Source organism: Synechocystis salina LEGE 00031 (genome assembly GCF_015207985.1).
In the GTDB taxonomy this organism is placed as follows: domain Bacteria; phylum Cyanobacteriota; class Cyanobacteriia; order Cyanobacteriales; family Microcystaceae; genus Synechocystis; species Synechocystis salina.
On record NZ_JADEVV010000024.1, the window covers coordinates 37,925 to 56,278 of the forward strand.

The following is an 18,354-nucleotide window of genomic DNA, read 5'->3' on the forward strand; positions in this document are numbered from 1 at the left end:
TTAAATTATCGACACTAGTCTTCAGACTGCTTTATCCAGGGAACTGGGGCGGTAGTTGCTTAGTACCATTGAACTGCAATTGTTGCTCCAATTGATAAGCCAACGCTAACACCGTGGCATCAGCAGCGGGCCTACCAATAATTTGCACACTCAGCGGTAAACCCTGGTCGTCAAATCCCACCGGAATGGCGATCGCCGGCAGGCCGGCCGCATTGGCGGGGGGGCAGGGGGCAATCCATTCAATAATTTTTTGCACCACGTCTGGGGGCGACAAATGGGCCCATTCCCCTACTTTGGGAGGCTGGTGGTTAAAAACGGGCAAAATCAGAGCGTCATACTTTTCCATAAAGCCGACAATGTGACGGGAAATCACCTGCATATCTCTTACTCCCCGCAAATAGTCCCCCGCTGTGCCGCTGGTTTCCCCTAACCACTGATTGACTGTCTCCAATAGGGGCAAAGGAATGCCAGAGGCCCCCACCCCAGCTTTCCAAATTTGAGCGAACGGTTCAATTAATCTGGTGACGTCAAAACAAGTTTCCTCCAATTGGTGTCCCAAGTCCCCAGCGGCGCCGATCGCCTTGGCCACGGCCCCTTGAATGACGGCAGTACTAGCAAAGGGAGGTAGGGAAAAGGCATAGGCTAAGCGCAACTTACCGGGGGCTTCCCCAGTGGTCTCCCCAAAAGGGCGATCGGGGGAGGGTAACCAGTAGGGATCTCCAGTGGTGTAACCTTCCATTACATCCAACAGGGCCGCCGCCTCCAACACTGTGCGACTGAGGGGACCATGGCAGGCAATGCCACTCTGGTAATCCCCCACCGGAGCCTGGGATACCCGGCCACGACTGGGTTTAAAGCCCACTAAGCCGCAACAAGCCGCTGGAGTTCTGACGGAGCCGCCCCCATCAGAGCCCTGGGCAATGGGCACTAATCCCGCCGCCACCGCTGCCGCACTACCGCCACTGGAGCCCCCGGCATTGTGGTCCAAATGCCACGGATTGCGCGCCGGCAAAAACCCTGGGGGTTCGGTGTAGGGAAATGATCCCAGTTGGGAAGTGACGGTTTTACCCACAATGGTGAATCCCGCTGCCTTCATTTTTGCTACCACACCATCATCATAGGTGGCTAAATTTTCCTTCAGGGCCGCCACCCCGTAGCTCACCGGCATACCAGCGACGCAGTTTAAATCCTTAACCGCAATGGGGACGCCAAAAAATGGTGGCAAGGGCTCAGAATTATCTATGCCCGCTAAATACTCAGTTTTTTCCTTAGCATCGGCGATCGCCAACCCGTGGGCCACGTGGGCAAAACTACCTACTGTTTGGTCATATTTCCCCAGGCGATCGAGATAATACTGGGTGATTTCTAAAGGAGAAACCTGGCGAGTACGGACTAGTTGGGCTAGGTCCAGGGCGGTGAGCAAGGAGAAATTGGTCATATTCAGAGGGGCAAATAATTGGTGGTTAAAAAAATAAACCGGCAAGGGCTGTAAGACCTTAACGTAATTTGACAGAGTTAGCTCCTTTCCTAGTCTGCACCCAGACAGTTAAATAGCTGTATTACCCAAAATTCGTTCAATGTCCGCTTCGGAAAGTTTTTGTAGATAATTAATTTTAAATTCTTCCAGGAAATCAATTAATAATTCTTCAATATCTTCTAGATGATGTTGTTGATTAAGCTCCAAATTAAGTTCCGTGGTCAGCTTAGTGAGTAAATTTTCCAGCAGTCGCTCAAATTCCTTATCCTGTTCCAAAAAGCTTTGGAGAATGGTCAGTATACGTTGGTAAAATATTGCGATCATATTGGCCATCATTTCCCGTTGCATATTTTTTACCCCAGGCAAACTTTGTAACTGGGTATAACCCTGGATCTGTCCTAAGGAAGATTGCATATTGTATAGCATAAAATCCTGCACTTCCGGTTCAACTTCTGGCAATACTTTTTGCAATAAAACCTGGGAAACAATCCTAATAATTTCCACCAATTCATTGCGGTTATTAAGATCGATATATTGGGTGGTTTTCGCCCGGTCTAAAATTTTTCGCAGCGCTCCTTCCCGCACCAATTGCTGCATTTGTTCCACTAGTCGCACCACAATTACCTCTGTCATATCTTCGGCAATGATGGCAACGAAACCCTGGGTAGCTTGCCCCTTGACCTTATTCAAATCCATCAATTTGGCCTTATCGAGCCTGACGGTGAGGGGGATAATTCGCAACCAACGGAAGAATGGCAAAAACAAGAAGAGGTCATACCAACGCCACAGCATGGCATCAACCCAACTGATTCCCCGGTAACGCAGGCTGATTAAACGGGTGCGCCCTAGGAAATCCACTAGGAAAATCAGGAAAAAGGGAAAATCAATTAAGCCAAAATTGTCCACTGGCTGGCCATTTTCGCCAATTTCACGGAAATAGTTGGTGGCGATCAGGGGTCTAATTTCCCGATCAAAAAAGAGTAACTGGCTGGTTAGTCCATTTTTTAACAGATATTCCTTAGACCAAAAAGTTTCAAAGGATTCGGTGGCGGAGGCATCGGTGGAACCAAAAACATGGAGCCGCATACGATTTTTAATCCGCTCAAAGGTGCCAGTTTTATTGGCAATTTGGAAGGGATTTTCTATAATCATCTGGGCGCTGTCTTGACGTAATTCGGCCAGGATATTATCAATTTCTTGCGCCTGTTGGACGTTGCCAGCTCCATCCAAAGCCTGTTCATCTAATTTGCTATTTAACTCATCTACTAGTTCTAAATAGGCGGTGGTGGAACGGTAAGGTTCAATGCCTTTTACCCAATCGTAATAGGGGGTGATATTGAAGGGAAAAATTCGCACGGGCTGTTTGGGAAATACCCGATGGAAAGGACCGACTTTAACTGAAAGCTGTACTGTCCCCTGTAACCAAAAATCCCGCAACGGAATATAGGTCAAATCAAACAGAACTAAACCGTAATTAGCCAATAAAATTAGAGCTAGTGTGCGCTCATACCAAAGGGGTACTGCTAGACGTTTTTTGGATCGGTCGAAGGGACGGGGCATAGTTAGAAATGACGAAATGCTTGGATGATGGCCGATCGCCAGACTTTAAGATTAGGCACGGAACGCCTCCCTGGCCAAAGTTGTGGCGAGATTAACTCTGAGTCCCCACCGTTGGAGGGGAAAAATTAAGGTTGCAGCCACGGATTCTAATGGCAGAGGCAAAAACAATTCGCAAACTGTTCCGTCCCAATTCTAGGCAAGAAATTGCCAATGGTAAAATCGTGGGGGTATAGATATCTTGTTTTTTAGCTAATTGCAACACTGTAACCATGCGTTTGAACTTTTCCCAGACTCTCTTTTTCGCTGCCATTATGGGCGGATTGGCCTTGGGGACCATGGGTGAGGCCCTACCCTTTTTGCCTACCAATGCCGTTCAAGCCATGGAAGCTTCTACCTCTCCATCTCTCCAGGGTACTACTTGGTATATTAGTGGGTGGTCTGGCTCCCCAGTGCCGGGCAGTGCCCCGATTACGTTGCAATTCAAGGATAATCGCCTGATGGGTACCGCCGGTTGCAATAGTTTTAATGGCGCCTATACCAGCAGTAACGGAAACTTAACCATTGGCCAAGCCCTAGCCACAACCCGCAAAGCCTGTGCCGCCGAGGTTATGGCCCAGGAACAGAAATTTTTGCAACTTCTTGCCCAGGTAAAGACCTATAGCATCGGCAACGATGGACAACTGACGTTGACCTACCTGAAGGATGGGGAACAGGGCAGCATCACTTTTATTCCAGCTAGTCAGTACAGTGCCCTCCACAACAGTCAATGGCAACTGGTGACCATGGGCGGGGTGGCACCCATCACCAACGAAAACTCCCAAGCAACACCCCAGATTCAATTCCTTGGCGATCGCCTGGCGGGGACTGGGGGCTGTAATCGCCTCATGGGACAGTTCACCATTGACGGGGAAAATTTAACCATCGATGAGCGCATGGCTTCCACCATGATGGCCTGCTCTGAACCCCTCATGAACCAGGAACAGCAATTTATTCAAGCCCTAGTCAACGCCCAAAAATACCAGATTCTCACCAGCGGTGAATTGGTGATCGACTACCTAGCGGCAGACAAAACTGAACAATTAGTTTTCTTGCCCCTGACGGCAGATCCACAGACCCAAGGATAGTGCATACAAACTAGGCACAAAGCACTTGCCAGAGAGAAAATCCACTAGTCCACCGCTGGGGCGGGGGGGAAATGCTCAGTCCATGTGGAAGGCGAACCACACCGACCAGACAAGAATTCCAATAAAGAGAACCGTCCCCACCACAAAGGCGGCATTATGGAGACTGTTGGTGTCGATGAGCGTCATACAATCAAGGAGGTGTTAGGGTTTAGGGCTTTCAGGGCCATTTAAATCCGTTAACCATTACCAGGGGGGCAAAGCAACAAGCCTTCCAAGTTTAGCCTCTGTTTGTCCAGGAACATTACCTTGGAGGGGAAAGGTCACAATTTTTGACAATTGCCCCATGGGAAAGCGTTAATTTAGCTTGATTACAGACTAATCGCACAATTTCATTGCCAAATCCCCAACCACCATGACTCCCCCCAATGCCCTACTTACAACCCGTCATTACCGGGCTGGTGATCTGATTTTTAGCCAGGGAGACCGGGGAAATTATGCCTACATTGTCGAAGAGGGGCAAGTAGAAATTTGGACAGAACTCCAGGGCGATCGCCTTGTGTTGAATATACTCCAACCGGGCAGTTTATTTGGAGAATTGGCCTTGGTGGATGCCAAACCCCGGTCTGCTTCCGCTTCAGCCCTGACGGACTGCATTCTTTCCCTGGTCACCCCAGACCAAGTTAATCAACGTATCGACACCGCCGACCCGATTTTGCGCCTACTGTTACTGGTGGTGATCGGTCATTTTCGTTCCGAGAGTAACAATTTTCGGGGCACTGATGAACCCTCTCCAGAATTGGATGCCGCCCTCACTAAAGCCAAACTTTCCTTCAAAGAACGTATTACCGATGCGGTGGACATGATCCGTTTAGAAGGGGAAATGCAAGAGGCGATCGCCAAAGAACAATTCCATCTGATGTACCAACCCATTGTCTTCATGAACGATCTACGTATCGAGGGTTTTGAAGCCTTGATCCGCTGGCAAAGTCCAAAACGGGGTTTTGTCCGCCCAGATGTTTTCATTGAGGTGGCCGAAGCAACGGATTTGATTATTCCTATCGGTCAATGGGTCATCGAACAAGGATTAAAGGACTTGAAAAGTCTACAGACAAAATTTAACTCTGATCTGTTGATGAGTTTTAACATTGTCGGCCGACAGACTAATAACGAAGACTTCATCCCTTGGTTACTGGCCAGGGTGGATCACCATGGTCTAACCCCCAATAAAGTGAAGCTAGAAATCATTGAACGCACCCTTTTTAGCGGCGATAGTTCTGCTCCCTGGATTGAAAATTGTCGCTCCCGAGGGTTTGCCCTCGTGCTGGATGACTTTGGTACTGGCTATTCCAGCCTGCAATACCTAAACGAGTACAAAATTGACCGAGTCAAAATTGATAAATCCTTTGTGGATGGCCTGGGTACCAACCAAAACAGTGAAAGTATATGCTCCGCAATTTTGCAACTCTCCCATGCCCTGGGCATGACGGTGGTGGCCGAAGGTATTGAAACCCAAGCACAATTGGAAGTTTTGCGCTCCCTAGGATGCGACTATGGCCAAGGTTATCTATTTTCCCGACCCCTACCTTTTGATCAGGTCATGGCTCTGCCGAAGGATTCCTTTCGTTAGGGAAAAATATCTGTGAATAGTTTGATGATCAAAGAATAGAGTTTAATGTCCCATTGCTCACTGTTCAGATCAAGACTAAATTCTACTCTTGGTTTTCAGTTGGTATCAATCAGGTTTTCAGCATACATTAGTGCCTCTTGTTCGTCACTGATTTTCCCTTCAATGTGGGCAATGTGAATTTCCGTCAGCAGTTGGCCGATCAAAGGACTGGGTTTAATGTGTAACTTGTCGATTAAATCCTTGCCGGTAATTAACGGTTGGGGATGGGCCAGGCGATCGCCGGGGTCGAGGTAGTGGGCTAAAAGTTCAAAGATAAAACTGTGGTAATCGTGGGGGCAGTGGGCCAGGGCATAGAGGACAAAATGGGGAAGATATTTGCCCAATTCCGCAAAGAAAAAGTAGAGTTGCCGCACGGTGGGGCTAGTTTCTAAACAACTTAACTGGGGATAGGCTTGCAAAATTGCCTGCACGGAGCGCAGTTCATGGCGGGAATATTTCAATCGTTGTAATTCCCCTTCAGCGGTTTTCACATCGGCGCAGACCAAACTGGCCAACTTAGCAATGGCAATGCCTTTTTTACCCAGCGCCTGGAAGAACTGCTGACGTTCTAGCAAAGTTAACTGGTTTTTGATGGCGGCGATCGCCAAATCAATGCAACCCACAGCGTTGAGGGAACTGAGGTTAGCGTGGGGAAACCAATGGCTCAGCATGCCGTCCTGCCAAGCAGCCAACAACCACTGACTACCCCGGGGACTGCCGAGTAAATAGTTAAATTCCGCCTGTACCCTCTCTGCCGCCACTGTTTTAATCCGGGGCGCTAACTGTTGTAAAACGATTCTAGTCGCTGGTTCAAGGGCAAATTGCAACTGGGCCGCCTGACGATAGGCCCGCAGTAACCGCAGAGGGTCATCGGCCAAATTTACCGCCGCCACCATTTTTAGTTCGCCCCGTTGTAAATCCCCCACCCCCGCCATGGGATCAATGAGCCGATTTTGCTGGAAGTTATAGGCGATCGCATTAACGGTGAAATCCCGCCGGGCCAAATCCTGTTCTAAACTTTTCCCTTCCTGTTGGGCAAAATCCACGGTGCCATGGGCAAACACCACCCGAGCAATTTGTCGGGCCTTATCCAACACCACAAAACCAGCTCGATATTGACTGGCGATCGCCGAGGCCGTTTCAATGGCCCCACTGGGCACGACGAAGTCCCAATCCAAATATTCCCGCCGTCTACCCAACAGGGCATCCCGCACTGCACCACCGACCAAACAAGCCTGGGAAGGAAGTAGAGCCAGATCAAAGGGAACCTGTTGACGTAAATCAGCCAGGTGGCTCACAGGACAAAGCATAATCAATAACCGTTACCCCAGGACAGTTTTCAATGGCGGCACAATCCATCAGTCTAAGCTAGAGTAGCGAAAAATAGGCAAGAATTGAGGTTTACCATGTGTATTTGTGTGAACTGCCATTACGTGGACCGCTGTGTCACCTACCATGCAGTGGAACATCAACATCAACAACCCCATTTGAGCGATCGCCCGGATTTTGATCCGGTCAACCCTTCTATCAACGTCAATATTCGTACCCCCGACCATGGCATTGAAATGGAGTGGGATGTGGTGGGTTGCGATAGTTTTTTGGAAGAAATGGGTAAATGGAGCCGTTTGCGCCCCAATGAACTAGTGCCCACTTAAATTTTTTGAGCGAAAACTAGCTTCCCCTGACAGTGAAACGCGGCAAAAATAACGCTCCGTGCAACAATGAACGCGGTATCAATAACATATAGGCAACTTCGTTAACCAAGGTTTCAAGATGGAACTACTCTATCAATTAGCCTGGCTAATTCCCGTCCTGCCCCTATTGGGTGCAACGGTAGTTGGCATTGGCCTCATTTCTTTCAATCAAGCAACCAATAAACTACGGCAAATCAACGCTGTTTTCATCATTTCCTGTTTAGGGGCTGCATTGGTAATGTCTGGGGCTTTGCTCTGGGATCAAATCCAAGGCCATGCCAGCTATTCCCAAATGATCGAATGGGCATCGGCGGGGAGTTTCCATTTGGAAATGGGTTATGTGATCGATCACCTCAGCGCCCTGATGTTGGTCATTGTCACCTCCGTGGCCCTATTGGTGATGATCTACACCGATGGTTACATGGCCCACGATCCGGGTTATGTGCGTTTCTATGCCTATCTCAGTCTGTTTGCTTCCTCCATGCTGGGGTTGGTAATTAGTCCCAATTTGGTGCAGGTTTATATTTTTTGGGAGCTGGTGGGGATGTGTTCCTACCTGCTGATCGGTTTTTGGTATGACCGCAAGGCCGCCGCTGACGCTTGCCAAAAAGCTTTTGTCACCAACCGGGTGGGGGATTTTGGCCTATTGCTGGGTATCCTCGGGCTCTATTGGGCCACCGGCAGTTTTGACTTTGGCACCATTGGGGAACGCCTAGAAGGTTTGGTTTCCTCCGGTGTGCTCAGCGGGGCGATCGCCGCCATTCTGGCCATTTTGGTTTTCCTCGGCCCTGTGGCCAAATCGGCCCAATTTCCTCTCCATGTCTGGTTACCGGATGCCATGGAAGGTCCCACTCCCATTTCTGCCTTGATCCATGCCGCCACCATGGTGGCGGCGGGGGTATTTCTCGTTGCCCGCATGTATCCAGTGTTTGAACCAATTCCAGTGGTGATGAATACCATTGCTTTCACCGGTTGTTTCACTGCCTTTCTGGGGGCCACCATTGCTCTAACCCAGAACGACATTAAAAAAGGCTTAGCCTACTCCACCATTTCCCAGTTGGGCTATATGGTCATGGCCATGGGCATTGGAGCCTATTCCGCTGGGTTATTTCACCTGATGACCCACGCCTATTTCAAAGCAATGCTGTTCCTCTGTTCCGGTTCCGTGATCCACGGTATGGAAGGGGTAGTGGGCCACGATCCAATTCTGGCCCAGGATATGCGCATTATGGGAGGGTTACGTAAATATATGCCCATCACGGCCACCTGTTTCTTGATCGGAACTTTGGCTATTTGTGGCATTCCTCCCTTTGCGGGCTTTTGGTCTAAGGACGAAATTCTCGGCCTCGCTTTCCAAGCCAATCCCCTACTCTGGTTTGTGGGTTGGGCCACCGCCGGCATGACCGCTTTTTACATGTTCCGCATGTATTTCATGACCTTTGAAGGGGGTTTCCGGGGCAATGACCAGGAAGCCAAAGACGGCGTTCTAAAGTTCTACGGCTTAATGCCTAACTTTGGTCCGGGAGCCATGAACGTGAAGGAATTGGACCATGAAGCAGGGCACGACGACCATGGCCACAGCAGTGAACCCCACGAATCCCCCTTGACCATGACTTTTCCCCTCATGGCCTTGGCGGTTCCTTCGGTGCTAATTGGTCTCTTGGGACGACCCTGGGCCAACCAATTTGAAGCGTTCATCCATGCGCCGGGGGAAGTGGTGGAACACGCCGCTGAATTTGAATGGGGCGAATTTTACATCATGGCCGGCAATTCCATTGGCATTGCCCTCATCGGCATTACCATTGCTTCGTTGATGTATTGGCAACACAAACTCGACCCCAAAGTGTTGGCAGAAAAGTTTCCCTCTTTGTACCAACTATCCCTGAACAAATGGTACTTTGACGACCTTTATGACAAATTGTTTGTCCAAGGTTCCCGTCGGGTAGCCCGCCAAATTATGGAGGTGGATTACAAAGTGATTGACGGAGCGGTTAACCTCACTGGTCTGGTCACCCTAGTTAGTGGGGAGGGCCTAAAGTATCTGGAAAATGGCCGGGCCCAATTCTACGCCCTCATTGTGTTCGGAGCGGTGTTGGGCTTTGTGATTGTCTTTAGCCTCACCTAAGCTGTCACCGGGGAGAGATATTTTTACTGTCTCCCCCAGAAAACGGGGTAAGTCTTCCTGACCACTGCCCCCTCTGTGCCATTTGGTTGCCATAACCAGATGGTTTTTTCTGGCGGGTAAACCTAGGGTTCCTAGGCTAAAACCCGGGGTTTTTAGTAGCTGTCTTCCCCTTGGACAGTTTTGAGCACTAAACGTTGATTGGCCTGCATCAACAGGTCGGCGATCGCCGTTTTGAACCGTAGGGCGACGGAGGAATTAGCCAAGAAAGCCTGGGCTTGCTCCCGGTATTCTGCTCCTTGTACCGTTTCCGCTTGGTCTAGGGTTTCCAACGCTTGGCAGAGGTCATTGATCTGGGCGGTATGGTCAGACACGGTCTTGTTGCTCCAATGCAGTTTCCGCCATGGTAACCCAGCTACCCAAAAACAGAACCTTGCTTAATGAAACTTTTGCCTTGTTGCCGTTCCCACTTCTACCATTGCAAAGCTAGGCCAAAGGTTGACTTCCTTTGGCATCCCCTGAGGCAATAACTAGCCACCGTTAAAATGGGGTAAGCCGAGGTTCTAAACAGGAGGTGTTGATTCCGTGTCCGGTAAAAAAAATGATTACGATGCCCTCTTAGCAGATTTCACTGATAGGGAAGGGGCGATCGCCCTGTTGCGCCAATACCGACCCTACCTGGAAAAATTGCCCAGTTTACGGCGACCCGAACAAAGTATTATCACCATTCCCCTGCCCATTGTTCGTTTACGTTATCTGCCCCTCAACGATGCTGACCAAGGGGGCCGACAAACCACTCCCGTAGCGAAGGTAATTCCCTGTGACCTGGCGATTTTAATGTGTGACCCAGAATGGCAGGTGAAATTAGGCTCAGAAATCTTGGTTTTCATCCACCGTCCAGAAGAAAACTTTTCCGATCTGCTCGGTCGTTGGCGTCGGAGTCAAATTTACCTAGACCAGGACTATGAATGGCTGATGCCCCCCCAGGAAAAACACATGTTTAGTGAAGCGGCGGAAGAAATCTGTCCCCTATTCATTATTTTTGAGCAGACTCCTAATCATATCCAAAAGGGCCTGGCTGGGGCGGGTTTACCCTTTGTGCTCCATGGTGAAGGCTATGCCCCTGTAACGGAAACTCCCGAACTAATTTCTGAATAGCGGCTAGAGATTACCGGGCCTTCGGGCCTTAAAGAGGGTCCATGAGGTCGAATAAACGAATTTTTAAAGCTTCAATTTGGGAGAGGGGGGCCACTCCAGTGGGGCAAGAATCACTACACATCCGACAGTTGTTACACCCCCACACCCCCTGTTTATCTTTTCCTAGGGCTTCAAGGCGGGCCTTGCTGGCCATATCCCGATTATCCAAAATTAAACGGTGGGCCTTGGCGAGGGCATGGGGACCGACAAAATTGTCATTTTTCTTTTTGGCATCGCAGTCAGAATAGCAAACTCCACAAAGCACACAGTTGCTCACATCATTGAGGGCGGCCCGTTGCGCCGGTGACTGGAGAAATTCCGATCCGTTTTCCCTTTGGCGCTTATTCATTAGGTAGGGATAAACCGCATCCAAGCCGGCAAAAAATTTGTCCATATCCACCACTAAATCCTTAATAACGGGTAAATTGCCCAGGGGACTAATGGTGAAAATGCCGGTATTTTCCTGGTTACTATCGGTGAGCCACTGTTCTAAATTTTTAATGCTTTCTTTACAGGCCAATACCGGGCGATCATTAACCCGCAGAGCACAGCTACCACAGATGGCATTGCGACAGTTTTTGCGGAAGGCGAGACTGCCATCCTGTTGCCATTTAATCTGATTCAAACAGTCTAGGACGGTGGCCTGGGTATCAACCTCCAAAGCATAATTTTGCCAATGGCGATCGCCGTTGCCCTGTTGTCGTTGCACTTTAAAAGTAATTTTCATGGTAAGGGAGGTTAACTTAGCAAAAAGGGCATGAACTTCCCATTACCAAAGGGCCACTGACAATAATTTTTCTGCCTGGCCCCTGCAAATGCCCGCCAGTTAATGGGGAATTACAGGAAGATGTCCTCCTTAAATTTTACCCCCCATTAGCCCTAGGAAATTAGCCTTACTCTTCCTCGTCGTCGGCCCCCACCTGCTTGAGGTGAATATGTTTGCGGCCGAGGGTAATTTCAAATTCATCTCCTACGTTGAGACTCATTTTTTTTGTGTAGGCGGCGCCAATGAGAAGATTGCCATTGGATTGCACGCTAATGCGGTAACTGGCGGAACGTCCTCCCCGACCTTGGCCAGAGGAAGAACTATCTAAATCAATGCCTTGGGCATCCATTAAGGCGTTGTAGAACTTCATCATATTGACCCGAGGCAGGCCTTTTTTGGTGGAAGTTACATAACCGCAGATTTTGGCTTTCTCTTCTTTGGGAAGGTCTCCTAATTCTTTAACTTTCTCGAGCAATGCTTCGCCGGTTAAGGGCTTGGTTGCGTTTGATTTAGCCATTAAAGTTTTCAGTGATTGAGATTGATCAGGGTTGGGAAGCAAGATGGGGTTAGTCGAGGGAATAATGGGCTCTTTTTCCCCTTGCTACCCTGCTTATATTACACGTTTCTAGCAATAATTATCTAATTTGTTTAAATAAATAGTTAATTTAATGGGATAGTTGATGGGCAAGGATGGCTTCTATACTAAAGAGATGAAGTTGACAACAAAAAGCCATTACAGTGTTAAAGCCCTGCTGGATTTAGCTCTACAACCAGACTACGGCCCTGCTTCGGTGAAGGCGATCGCCGAGCGACAAAATATTCCTGGGCCCTATTTGGAAAAACTGTTGATTACCCTACGACGGGCAGGCATAGTTAATGCCTATCGGGGGGTGAGGGGAGGTTATCAATTGGCCCAGGCTCCGGACCAGATTTCCCTGGGGCAAATATTAGCAGCTCTGGAAGAAAGTTTGGAACCATTTCCCCAATATAGGGATGACCAAAGTTTGGCGGAGGATTGGGTCACCCTGAGTGTGTGGCGACAATTACACCAAAAATTTATCAAAGCTCTTTATTCGATCACTTTGGCCGACCTCTATTACGATGCCCGCAGTTGGCAAGCGGCCCAGGGGGAGGGGATTAATTTTATTGTTTGATGGCGTCAGTGAACGGTTCAGTTATGGTTACGTTTCTGCTTCAACCGGGGGTAATTCGGCCTCCTCGTAGGTCCGCCATTGATTGCGACCATGGGCCTTGGCTTCATAGAGGGCTAAATCCGCTGCTTTGACTAGGGACTGGGGACTGCCATGGCGATCGGGTAAACAGACAGCAATGCCAATGCTGACGGTGACATAGCCGGTGTCGGATTCAGTGTGGGGAATGGCCAAGTTAGCCACTTCCGCCTGGAGGGCTTCCACCACATGAATAGCTCCCTGGAGTTCGGTTTGGGACAGGATAATGGCAAATTCTTCCCCTCCGTAACGGGCCGCTAAATCCGTTGGTCTTTTGGCCACTTTGGCCATAACACTAGCAATTTTTTTCAAGCACCGATCGCCGGCGGGATGGCCGTAATTATCATTAAAACCTTTGAAAAAGTCCACGTCACAAAGTAGCAGGGCTAGGGGCTCCGTAACCCGTTGCAATCGTTGCCATTCCCGTTCCAGGGTGGAATTAAATAGATAGCGGTTCCCCACCTGGGTGAGGGCATCCAAGGAAGAAATTTGTTGCAATCTAATGTTGGCGGTTTCCAGTTGTTCATACAGTTCCCCTTGATGAATGGCGATCGCCACCTGGGTGGCCAACTCCATCAACAGTTGCAGATCCTCTTCTTGCCAATAACGGGGGGCTTTACATTCGTGGGCAATGAGCAAACCCCAAAGATTTTCATTAAAAACCACCGGCACCACCAAATTGGCCTTGACCTGGTAGTGACGCAGTAACTCCTTGTGGCATTCTGCCAAGTCAGCCTTTTCAATGTCAGACACGGCCCGCACCCTACCTTCCCGGTAAAGCCGCAGATAATGGCCCTTAAAACAGGGGTCGTCAATTTCTTCATTAATGATCGATTGGCAAAAATCGTTGTGGGATTCCGTCACCACCCGCCCCGACCACTGGGAATTAAATTTAAATAACAGCACTCGGTCAGTGTTTAAAAATTGCCTCACTTCAGTGACAGTGGAATGCAAAATATCATTGATATTGAGGGAAGAACGGATCTTATTAGAGATTTTCAGCACCAATTTTTCCTTGGTATTGCGCTGTTCTAGGCGTTCCTTGAGGGAAACGTAATCGTGCAGTTTTTCCGTCCAAGGATTTTCTCGGTTGAGGATATTGGGAGGAAAAGCTTCGCCAGCATCGTCTGGAGGATGCTCCGGCTTTACCTCCAATGAGGAATCGTGGAGCAGTGGGGGAGTGGGGCCAAAATCAAGAATTTGCGGATAAAACAAATAGGTAATTATGGCTTCCGCCGGTAGGGGTCTGGTGAGAAAATAACCCTGTCCCAGGTGACAGCCCATTTTGCGGAGACGTTGCAGTTGGGCTTCCGATTCAATGCCTTCGGCAACGATTTCTAAATTCAGACCCTTAGCCAAATCGATTACATATTGAACAATGGCAGTGTCAGCCCCCTCATTAAGTAAATCGTCCACAAAGGATTTATCGATTTTGAGACGGTGAATGGGCAGTTGCTTGAGCATACTCAAGGAAGAATAGCCGGTGCCAAAATCATCGATCGCCACTTGCACTCCCTCTTCCCGCAGACGATGGAGTAGTTTGACTGTACCCTTAATGTCCTCCATCATCAAACTTTCGGTAATTTCTAGCTCCAGATCCTCCGGTGGCATGGCTGTACGTTCCAAACAATCCAAAACTGAATTGAGCCATTTATCGTCCTGGAACTGGCGAGCCGAAATATTGACCGCCATGCGTAACCGCCTTCCCGTTTCTCGGTAAAAATGCTGGTGGGTGGCACAGGCCATTTCCAGCACCCATTGTCCAAGGTTATGAATTAAGCCCAACTCCTCCGCCAACGGAATAAATACATCGGGGGCCACCTGGCCCAGACGGGGATGTTGCCAACGCACCAACGCTTCCATGCCCATCAATTTGCCCGTATCCAGGGCCACCTGAGGCTGAAAATAGAGCACAAATTCCCCGTTCACCAATGCCCGTCGCAGGTCTGATTCCAAAGTCAGGCGATCAAGCGTCGGCGAAGAATCCTGGGGCAGATAAAACTGATAGGTGTTTTTCCCCTGGCATTTGGCTCTAGTCAGGGCAATCTCAGCAAACTTGAGCAAAGATTCAGCAGTTTCACCATCGTAGGGAGCCATGCTGATGCCCGTGCTAGCGGTGAGGTAAATGGGTTGTCCTTCAATAAAAAACGGCTCCTGGAAAGTACCCAACAGAGTTTCGCACAGGGGAATAATTTCTTGCTTATCACTAATTTTGGTCAGCAGAACCGTAAAACCATCCCCATGCCAACGGGATAATAACGGGGCATAGGCGGCCAGGGGGGACAATTTTTGCTTCAGGCGATCGGCCACCTCCTGCAACAGGCTGTCGCCAATTTTATGGCCAAAGCTTTCATTAATGCGTTTGAATCTGTCCATGGCAATGACCAAAACCCCTACCATTTTGCCTTCGTAGAGAGCATCGAGCAGGGCCAGGGTGAGTTGCCGGTTAAAAATGATCCAATTAGGTAATTGGGTAAGGGGATCGTAGGCTGTTTGTTGGGTAATTAATCTGGTGACAAACTGTTGGGTTATGGCCATATAAAGCTGGGTGCCGGCCACCTGGGCCAATTTTTGCTCTGCTTCTTCCCAAATGGGCATTAGCTTTTGGGTTTCCTGCCAGGCTTCAAAGGAAAGGCGGGGCAACATATTGCGGCGATCGACTATCCGTTTCCCGGCCCAATTTTTCACCAGAGATTGTTCTTTGCGCAGAAAGATTAGTCCCCCCACCCATTGCTGATCCGCGGTCAGGGGCACCACCAAAAAAGATTGAAAATTGTCCGCATTCAATGCCTCCGCCGGAGCGGTCCAATTGCCCTTTTTGCCCAATTCACTGAGGGTGTAGCCCTGGGGGACACAATTGTTGGTATGGGAGGGTTTCACACTGGTCAAAAATTTTGGTTTTTCCCAGAGGGACTGCACTGGAGTGGAGGACTCCGCCGCTGCTGGTTTTCCCCGCATCAACTCCTGCCAGAGGTCAGTTTCCAGCCATTCTCCCCAATTAAAACTGAGATTCCATTGGTAATACCGGGCCGAAGTCCCTGTGAGATCCGGGGCAATGTAGAGCACTGCTCCGTCCGCTTCCATTGCTTCCCCCACCATCTGCAGCGCATACTGCCAGGTTTCTGGGCGATCGCCATACTGGGCCACGGTGCTTTCCAGGCGTTGGACTAGGGCTTCTTGGATTTGTTGCTGATGGACCCGCTCACTGAGTTGGGACTGGGTAATGGCCAGGGAAACTTCCTTACTGAGGAGAGCCATGGTTTCCCATTCCTGGTCTGTGAATCGTCGGGGCTTGCTGTGGTGTATGGCCATAATGCCCCACAGTTGTTGATCCTGCATGATGGGCACCGTTAAGGAAGATAGTACCCCCATGGCCAAAAGATATTGAATATGGCAACTATCCACCTCCATATAACGGTTGTTTAGGTAGTCCATGGTGCTGATGTGGCCAGACAAATCATGGGACCTTTTACGGCGGTGGGCCACATCCACTGCAATCATTTTTCTTTGCATACCCAACTCCTCCCTGGCGTGGGGGGGAATGTCGTCCGCAGGGAAATGGAGCCCCAATAGGGAAGGCAAAACGGCTCTGTCCACCGCCTCTGACAGTACTTCTCCACTACCATCAGCCGCAAATCGATAAACTTTTACCCGGTCCACTCCCAAAAATAGCTGAGCTTCCTCCACAATTACTTGGAGGGTTTCCCGCAAAGTCAAAGCCCGATGAAATTTATTAATGACATTGCGGAGAAAATTTTCCAGGGAGTGATTAGAATCCATGTTTTGACACAACGAAGATTGGGCGGAGGAAGGAGATTGTCGCAACAATCAACGGCAAAACCAGCCAAAGTCATAGGTAGTCTTCCCCCACGAAAAAAAAAGATCCGCCCTAGAAACCTTGATTGTTTAAACCGCTTCTGTTTACCCTCGGCCCTTGGCGATTAGATCCTTGCCAGCCTTAGTACCCAGGAAAGGAGAACAAAACTTAAGCCAATAAAAGGGAGGGAAAACTAAATTGAATTTTCTCTATATCTTAACAAAATTGGGTAGGGAACCATGGTGGCTCTGGTGGCTGTTGCGGGGAAAGAGTTGCATGTTTGCCGGCCACCCTCCACAATGAAGCCAATTTGCCCAGGGTTTTTCCCTTACTTGATCGGCGATTTTTCTTGATTTAATTTACTTTTTTTCCAACAATCTTTGCTGTGATCGCTATTTATCCTGGTAGTTTTGACCCCATTACCCTCGGTCATTTGGACATTATTGAGCGGGGTAGTGGTTTGTTTGAGCAAATCATTGTCGCCGTGCTCTGTAATCCCAGCAAGCAACCCCTATTTTCGGTGGAAAAGCGACTGGAGCAGATCCGCCACTGCACCCAACACCTCGCTAATGTGACCGTGGATAGCTTCAATGGACTGACGGTGGACTACGCCAAGCAAAAACAAGCAACGGTCCTATTGCGGGGTCTGAGGGTCCTGTCGGACTTTGAGAAGGAGTTACAAATGGCCCACACTAATCAAACCCTTTGGGACGGAGTGGAAACTGTATTTTTGGCCACCGCCAAGGAATATAGCTTTTTAAGTAGTAGTATTGTCAAAGAAATTGCCAAGTTCGGTGGTAGTGTGGATCATCTTGTTCCCCCCTCGATTTTGGCCGATATTTGTTCTTCCTACCCATCCCCCTAGATCAATTGCGTTAAAACCGTTTTAACTTTCGTTCTATTTGCCCCGTCAAGCGCCTAGATAACCCTATGACCCGCCGAGAGAGTGCCAATCCCGAAGTAACTGAGAATAGCGCCGTTGTGCCCGGTCAGACGGTGGATTTCGATATTCAACAACAGCTAGCTGAGCTCCAGGAATTACTCTACGACAGCTTCCATATCCCCCTAACGGCCTGGAGTGTGGTGGATGAGGAGAAAATTCTGGACCAAATTGATGTCATTGCTGAATTTATTCCGGGGGCAGTGCATCGGGCGATCGCCATTTTGGAAAGGGAACAGCAAATTTTACAGGGGGCGGAGGTAGAAGCCCAACGGATGATCGAAGTGGCCCACCAGGAGGCCCAGCGCATTAAGGATGAATCAGGCATTATCCAAAAGGCCCAATACGAAGCAGACCAATACAAAGCCCAAATACAACAGGATTGCGATGCCCTCCAGCGCCAGGTGCAACAGGAATGTGAAGCTCTGCAAAGGCAAACCCAACAGGAGTGCGACACCCTACGAAGGCAGACCATGGGGGAACTAGATCAAATCAAACAGGTTACCCACCAGGAAATTCAACAATTTCGTCAGCAAACGGTGCAGGAATGTGAAGCCCTGCAAAAACAAACAGAACAGGAAGCCACCGAGATGCAGAGGGACGTGGACACCTATGCCGATCGCCTGTTGAGCCGTTTGGAAGGGGAATTGGGACAAATGATGCGTAGTGTCAGCCAGAGCCGGCAGATCCTGTACGAAAATTCCGCTGAACATAACGCCACCATCACCAATCGTCCCCCCGTGGCCACAGCTCCCCCTGTGG

General features: G+C 49.3%; 15 protein-coding genes. 8 read left to right on the forward strand and 7 right to left on the reverse strand.

What is annotated here, in order from left to right:
• Nucleotides 1-31: 31 nt before the first annotated feature.
• Nucleotides 32-1,438, reverse strand: a complete 1,407-nt coding sequence (locus IQ217_RS09920) for an amidase (protein ID WP_228024222.1) — start codon at nucleotides 1,436-1,438, stop codon at nucleotides 32-34.
• A gap of 108 nt (nucleotides 1,439-1,546) precedes the next feature.
• Entirely contained in the window at nucleotides 1,547-3,037 is a 1,491-nt protein-coding gene (locus tag IQ217_RS09925; RefSeq protein WP_194019816.1) for a hypothetical protein, read from the reverse strand.
• A gap of 269 nt (nucleotides 3,038-3,306) precedes the next feature.
• Between IQ217_RS09925 and IQ217_RS09930 the strand changes: the two genes are divergently transcribed.
• Together IQ217_RS09930 and IQ217_RS09935 are read left to right on the forward strand one after the other, a co-directional pair.
• On the forward strand, nucleotides 3,307-4,161 hold the full coding sequence (locus IQ217_RS09930; RefSeq protein WP_194019817.1) for an META domain-containing protein: 855 nt from the start codon (nucleotides 3,307-3,309) through the stop codon (nucleotides 4,159-4,161).
• A 412-nt stretch (nucleotides 4,162-4,573) separates the two neighbouring features.
• A complete protein-coding gene (locus IQ217_RS09935; protein ID WP_194019818.1) occupies nucleotides 4,574-5,788 on the forward strand; it encodes an EAL domain-containing protein in 1,215 nt (404 codons plus the stop codon).
• Between the two features lie 95 nt (nucleotides 5,789-5,883).
• Here the strand turns inward: IQ217_RS09935 and IQ217_RS09940 are convergent, their stop codons facing one another.
• Entirely contained in the window at nucleotides 5,884-7,125 is a 1,242-nt protein-coding gene (locus IQ217_RS09940; protein ID WP_338117495.1) for a tRNA nucleotidyltransferase/poly(A) polymerase-related protein, read from the reverse strand.
• A gap of 108 nt (nucleotides 7,126-7,233) precedes the next feature.
• On the opposite strand from IQ217_RS09940, the gene IQ217_RS09945 reads away from it, so the two are divergent.
• Complete coding sequence (locus IQ217_RS09945) at nucleotides 7,234-7,482, forward strand: Ycf34 family protein (RefSeq protein ID WP_194019820.1); 249 nt, start codon at nucleotides 7,234-7,236, stop codon at nucleotides 7,480-7,482.
• Nucleotides 7,483-7,600: 118 nt separating this feature from the next.
• Entirely contained in the window at nucleotides 7,601-9,646 is a 2,046-nt protein-coding gene (locus tag IQ217_RS09950) for an NAD(P)H-quinone oxidoreductase subunit 5 (protein WP_194019821.1), read from the forward strand.
• 152 nt (nucleotides 9,647-9,798) lie between these two features.
• Here the strand turns inward: IQ217_RS09950 and IQ217_RS09955 are convergent, their stop codons facing one another.
• Nucleotides 9,799-10,017, reverse strand: a complete 219-nt coding sequence (locus IQ217_RS09955; RefSeq protein ID WP_162329026.1) for a hypothetical protein — start codon at nucleotides 10,015-10,017, stop codon at nucleotides 9,799-9,801.
• Nucleotides 10,018-10,228: 211 nt separating this feature from the next.
• On the opposite strand from IQ217_RS09955, the gene IQ217_RS09960 reads away from it, so the two are divergent.
• Nucleotides 10,229-10,801, forward strand: a complete 573-nt coding sequence (locus tag IQ217_RS09960) for a hypothetical protein (protein WP_190597824.1) — start codon at nucleotides 10,229-10,231, stop codon at nucleotides 10,799-10,801.
• 28 nt (nucleotides 10,802-10,829) lie between these two features.
• Here the strand turns inward: IQ217_RS09960 and sdhB are convergent, their stop codons facing one another.
• Nucleotides 10,830-11,567, reverse strand: a complete 738-nt coding sequence (gene sdhB / locus IQ217_RS09965) for a succinate dehydrogenase iron-sulfur subunit (RefSeq protein ID WP_194019822.1) — start codon at nucleotides 11,565-11,567, stop codon at nucleotides 10,830-10,832.
• 166 nt (nucleotides 11,568-11,733) lie between these two features.
• Nucleotides 11,734-12,123: an AbrB family transcriptional regulator gene (locus IQ217_RS09970; RefSeq protein WP_190597822.1), complete on the reverse strand. Its 390-nt coding sequence runs from the start codon at nucleotides 12,121-12,123 to the stop codon at nucleotides 11,734-11,736.
• 163 nt (nucleotides 12,124-12,286) lie between these two features.
• On the opposite strand from IQ217_RS09970, the gene IQ217_RS09975 reads away from it, so the two are divergent.
• Nucleotides 12,287-12,760, forward strand: coding sequence for an Rrf2 family transcriptional regulator (locus tag IQ217_RS09975; protein WP_194019823.1), 474 nt, complete (start codon nucleotides 12,287-12,289; stop codon nucleotides 12,758-12,760).
• A 27-nt stretch (nucleotides 12,761-12,787) separates the two neighbouring features.
• Here the strand turns inward: IQ217_RS09975 and IQ217_RS09980 are convergent, their stop codons facing one another.
• Nucleotides 12,788-16,615: a diguanylate cyclase domain-containing protein gene (locus tag IQ217_RS09980; RefSeq protein ID WP_194019824.1), complete on the reverse strand. Its 3,828-nt coding sequence runs from the start codon at nucleotides 16,613-16,615 to the stop codon at nucleotides 12,788-12,790.
• Nucleotides 16,616-17,037: 422 nt separating this feature from the next.
• Between IQ217_RS09980 and coaD the strand changes: the two genes are divergently transcribed.
• Both coaD and IQ217_RS09990 read left to right on the forward strand, forming a co-directional pair.
• The gene (gene coaD, locus IQ217_RS09985) at nucleotides 17,038-17,517 is read left to right on the forward strand and encodes a pantetheine-phosphate adenylyltransferase (RefSeq protein WP_028948957.1); all 480 of its coding nucleotides are present in this window, start codon (nucleotides 17,038-17,040) and stop codon (nucleotides 17,515-17,517) included.
• 65 nt (nucleotides 17,518-17,582) lie between these two features.
• Nucleotides 17,583-18,354 (forward strand): DivIVA domain-containing protein (locus tag IQ217_RS09990; RefSeq protein ID WP_194019825.1); only part of this gene is annotated, 772 nt, incomplete at its 3' end.

What these genes read in the sequence shown, in the direction of transcription:
- sdhB (WP_194019822.1), bottom strand. Translation starts at nt 11,567, where the DNA reads ATGAAAATTACTTTTAAAGTGCAACGACAACAGGGCAACGGCGATCGC.
- IQ217_RS09975 (WP_194019823.1), top strand. Translation starts at nt 12,287, where the DNA reads ATGGGCAAGGATGGCTTCTATACTAAAGAGATGAAGTTGACAACAAAA.
- IQ217_RS09945 (WP_194019820.1), top strand. Translation starts at nt 7,234, where the DNA reads ATGTGTATTTGTGTGAACTGCCATTACGTGGACCGCTGTGTCACCTAC.
- IQ217_RS09970 (WP_190597822.1), bottom strand. Translation starts at nt 12,123, where the DNA reads ATGGCTAAATCAAACGCAACCAAGCCCTTAACCGGCGAAGCATTGCTC.
- IQ217_RS09930 (WP_194019817.1), top strand. Translation starts at nt 3,307, where the DNA reads ATGCGTTTGAACTTTTCCCAGACTCTCTTTTTCGCTGCCATTATGGGC.
- IQ217_RS09950 (WP_194019821.1), top strand. Translation starts at nt 7,601, where the DNA reads ATGGAACTACTCTATCAATTAGCCTGGCTAATTCCCGTCCTGCCCCTA.
- IQ217_RS09935 (WP_194019818.1), top strand. Translation starts at nt 4,574, where the DNA reads ATGACTCCCCCCAATGCCCTACTTACAACCCGTCATTACCGGGCTGGT.
- IQ217_RS09920 (WP_228024222.1), bottom strand. Translation starts at nt 1,438, where the DNA reads ATGACCAATTTCTCCTTGCTCACCGCCCTGGACCTAGCCCAACTAGTC.
- IQ217_RS09980 (WP_194019824.1), bottom strand. Translation starts at nt 16,615, where the DNA reads ATGGATTCTAATCACTCCCTGGAAAATTTTCTCCGCAATGTCATTAAT.
- IQ217_RS09925 (WP_194019816.1), bottom strand. Translation starts at nt 3,037, where the DNA reads ATGCCCCGTCCCTTCGACCGATCCAAAAAACGTCTAGCAGTACCCCTT.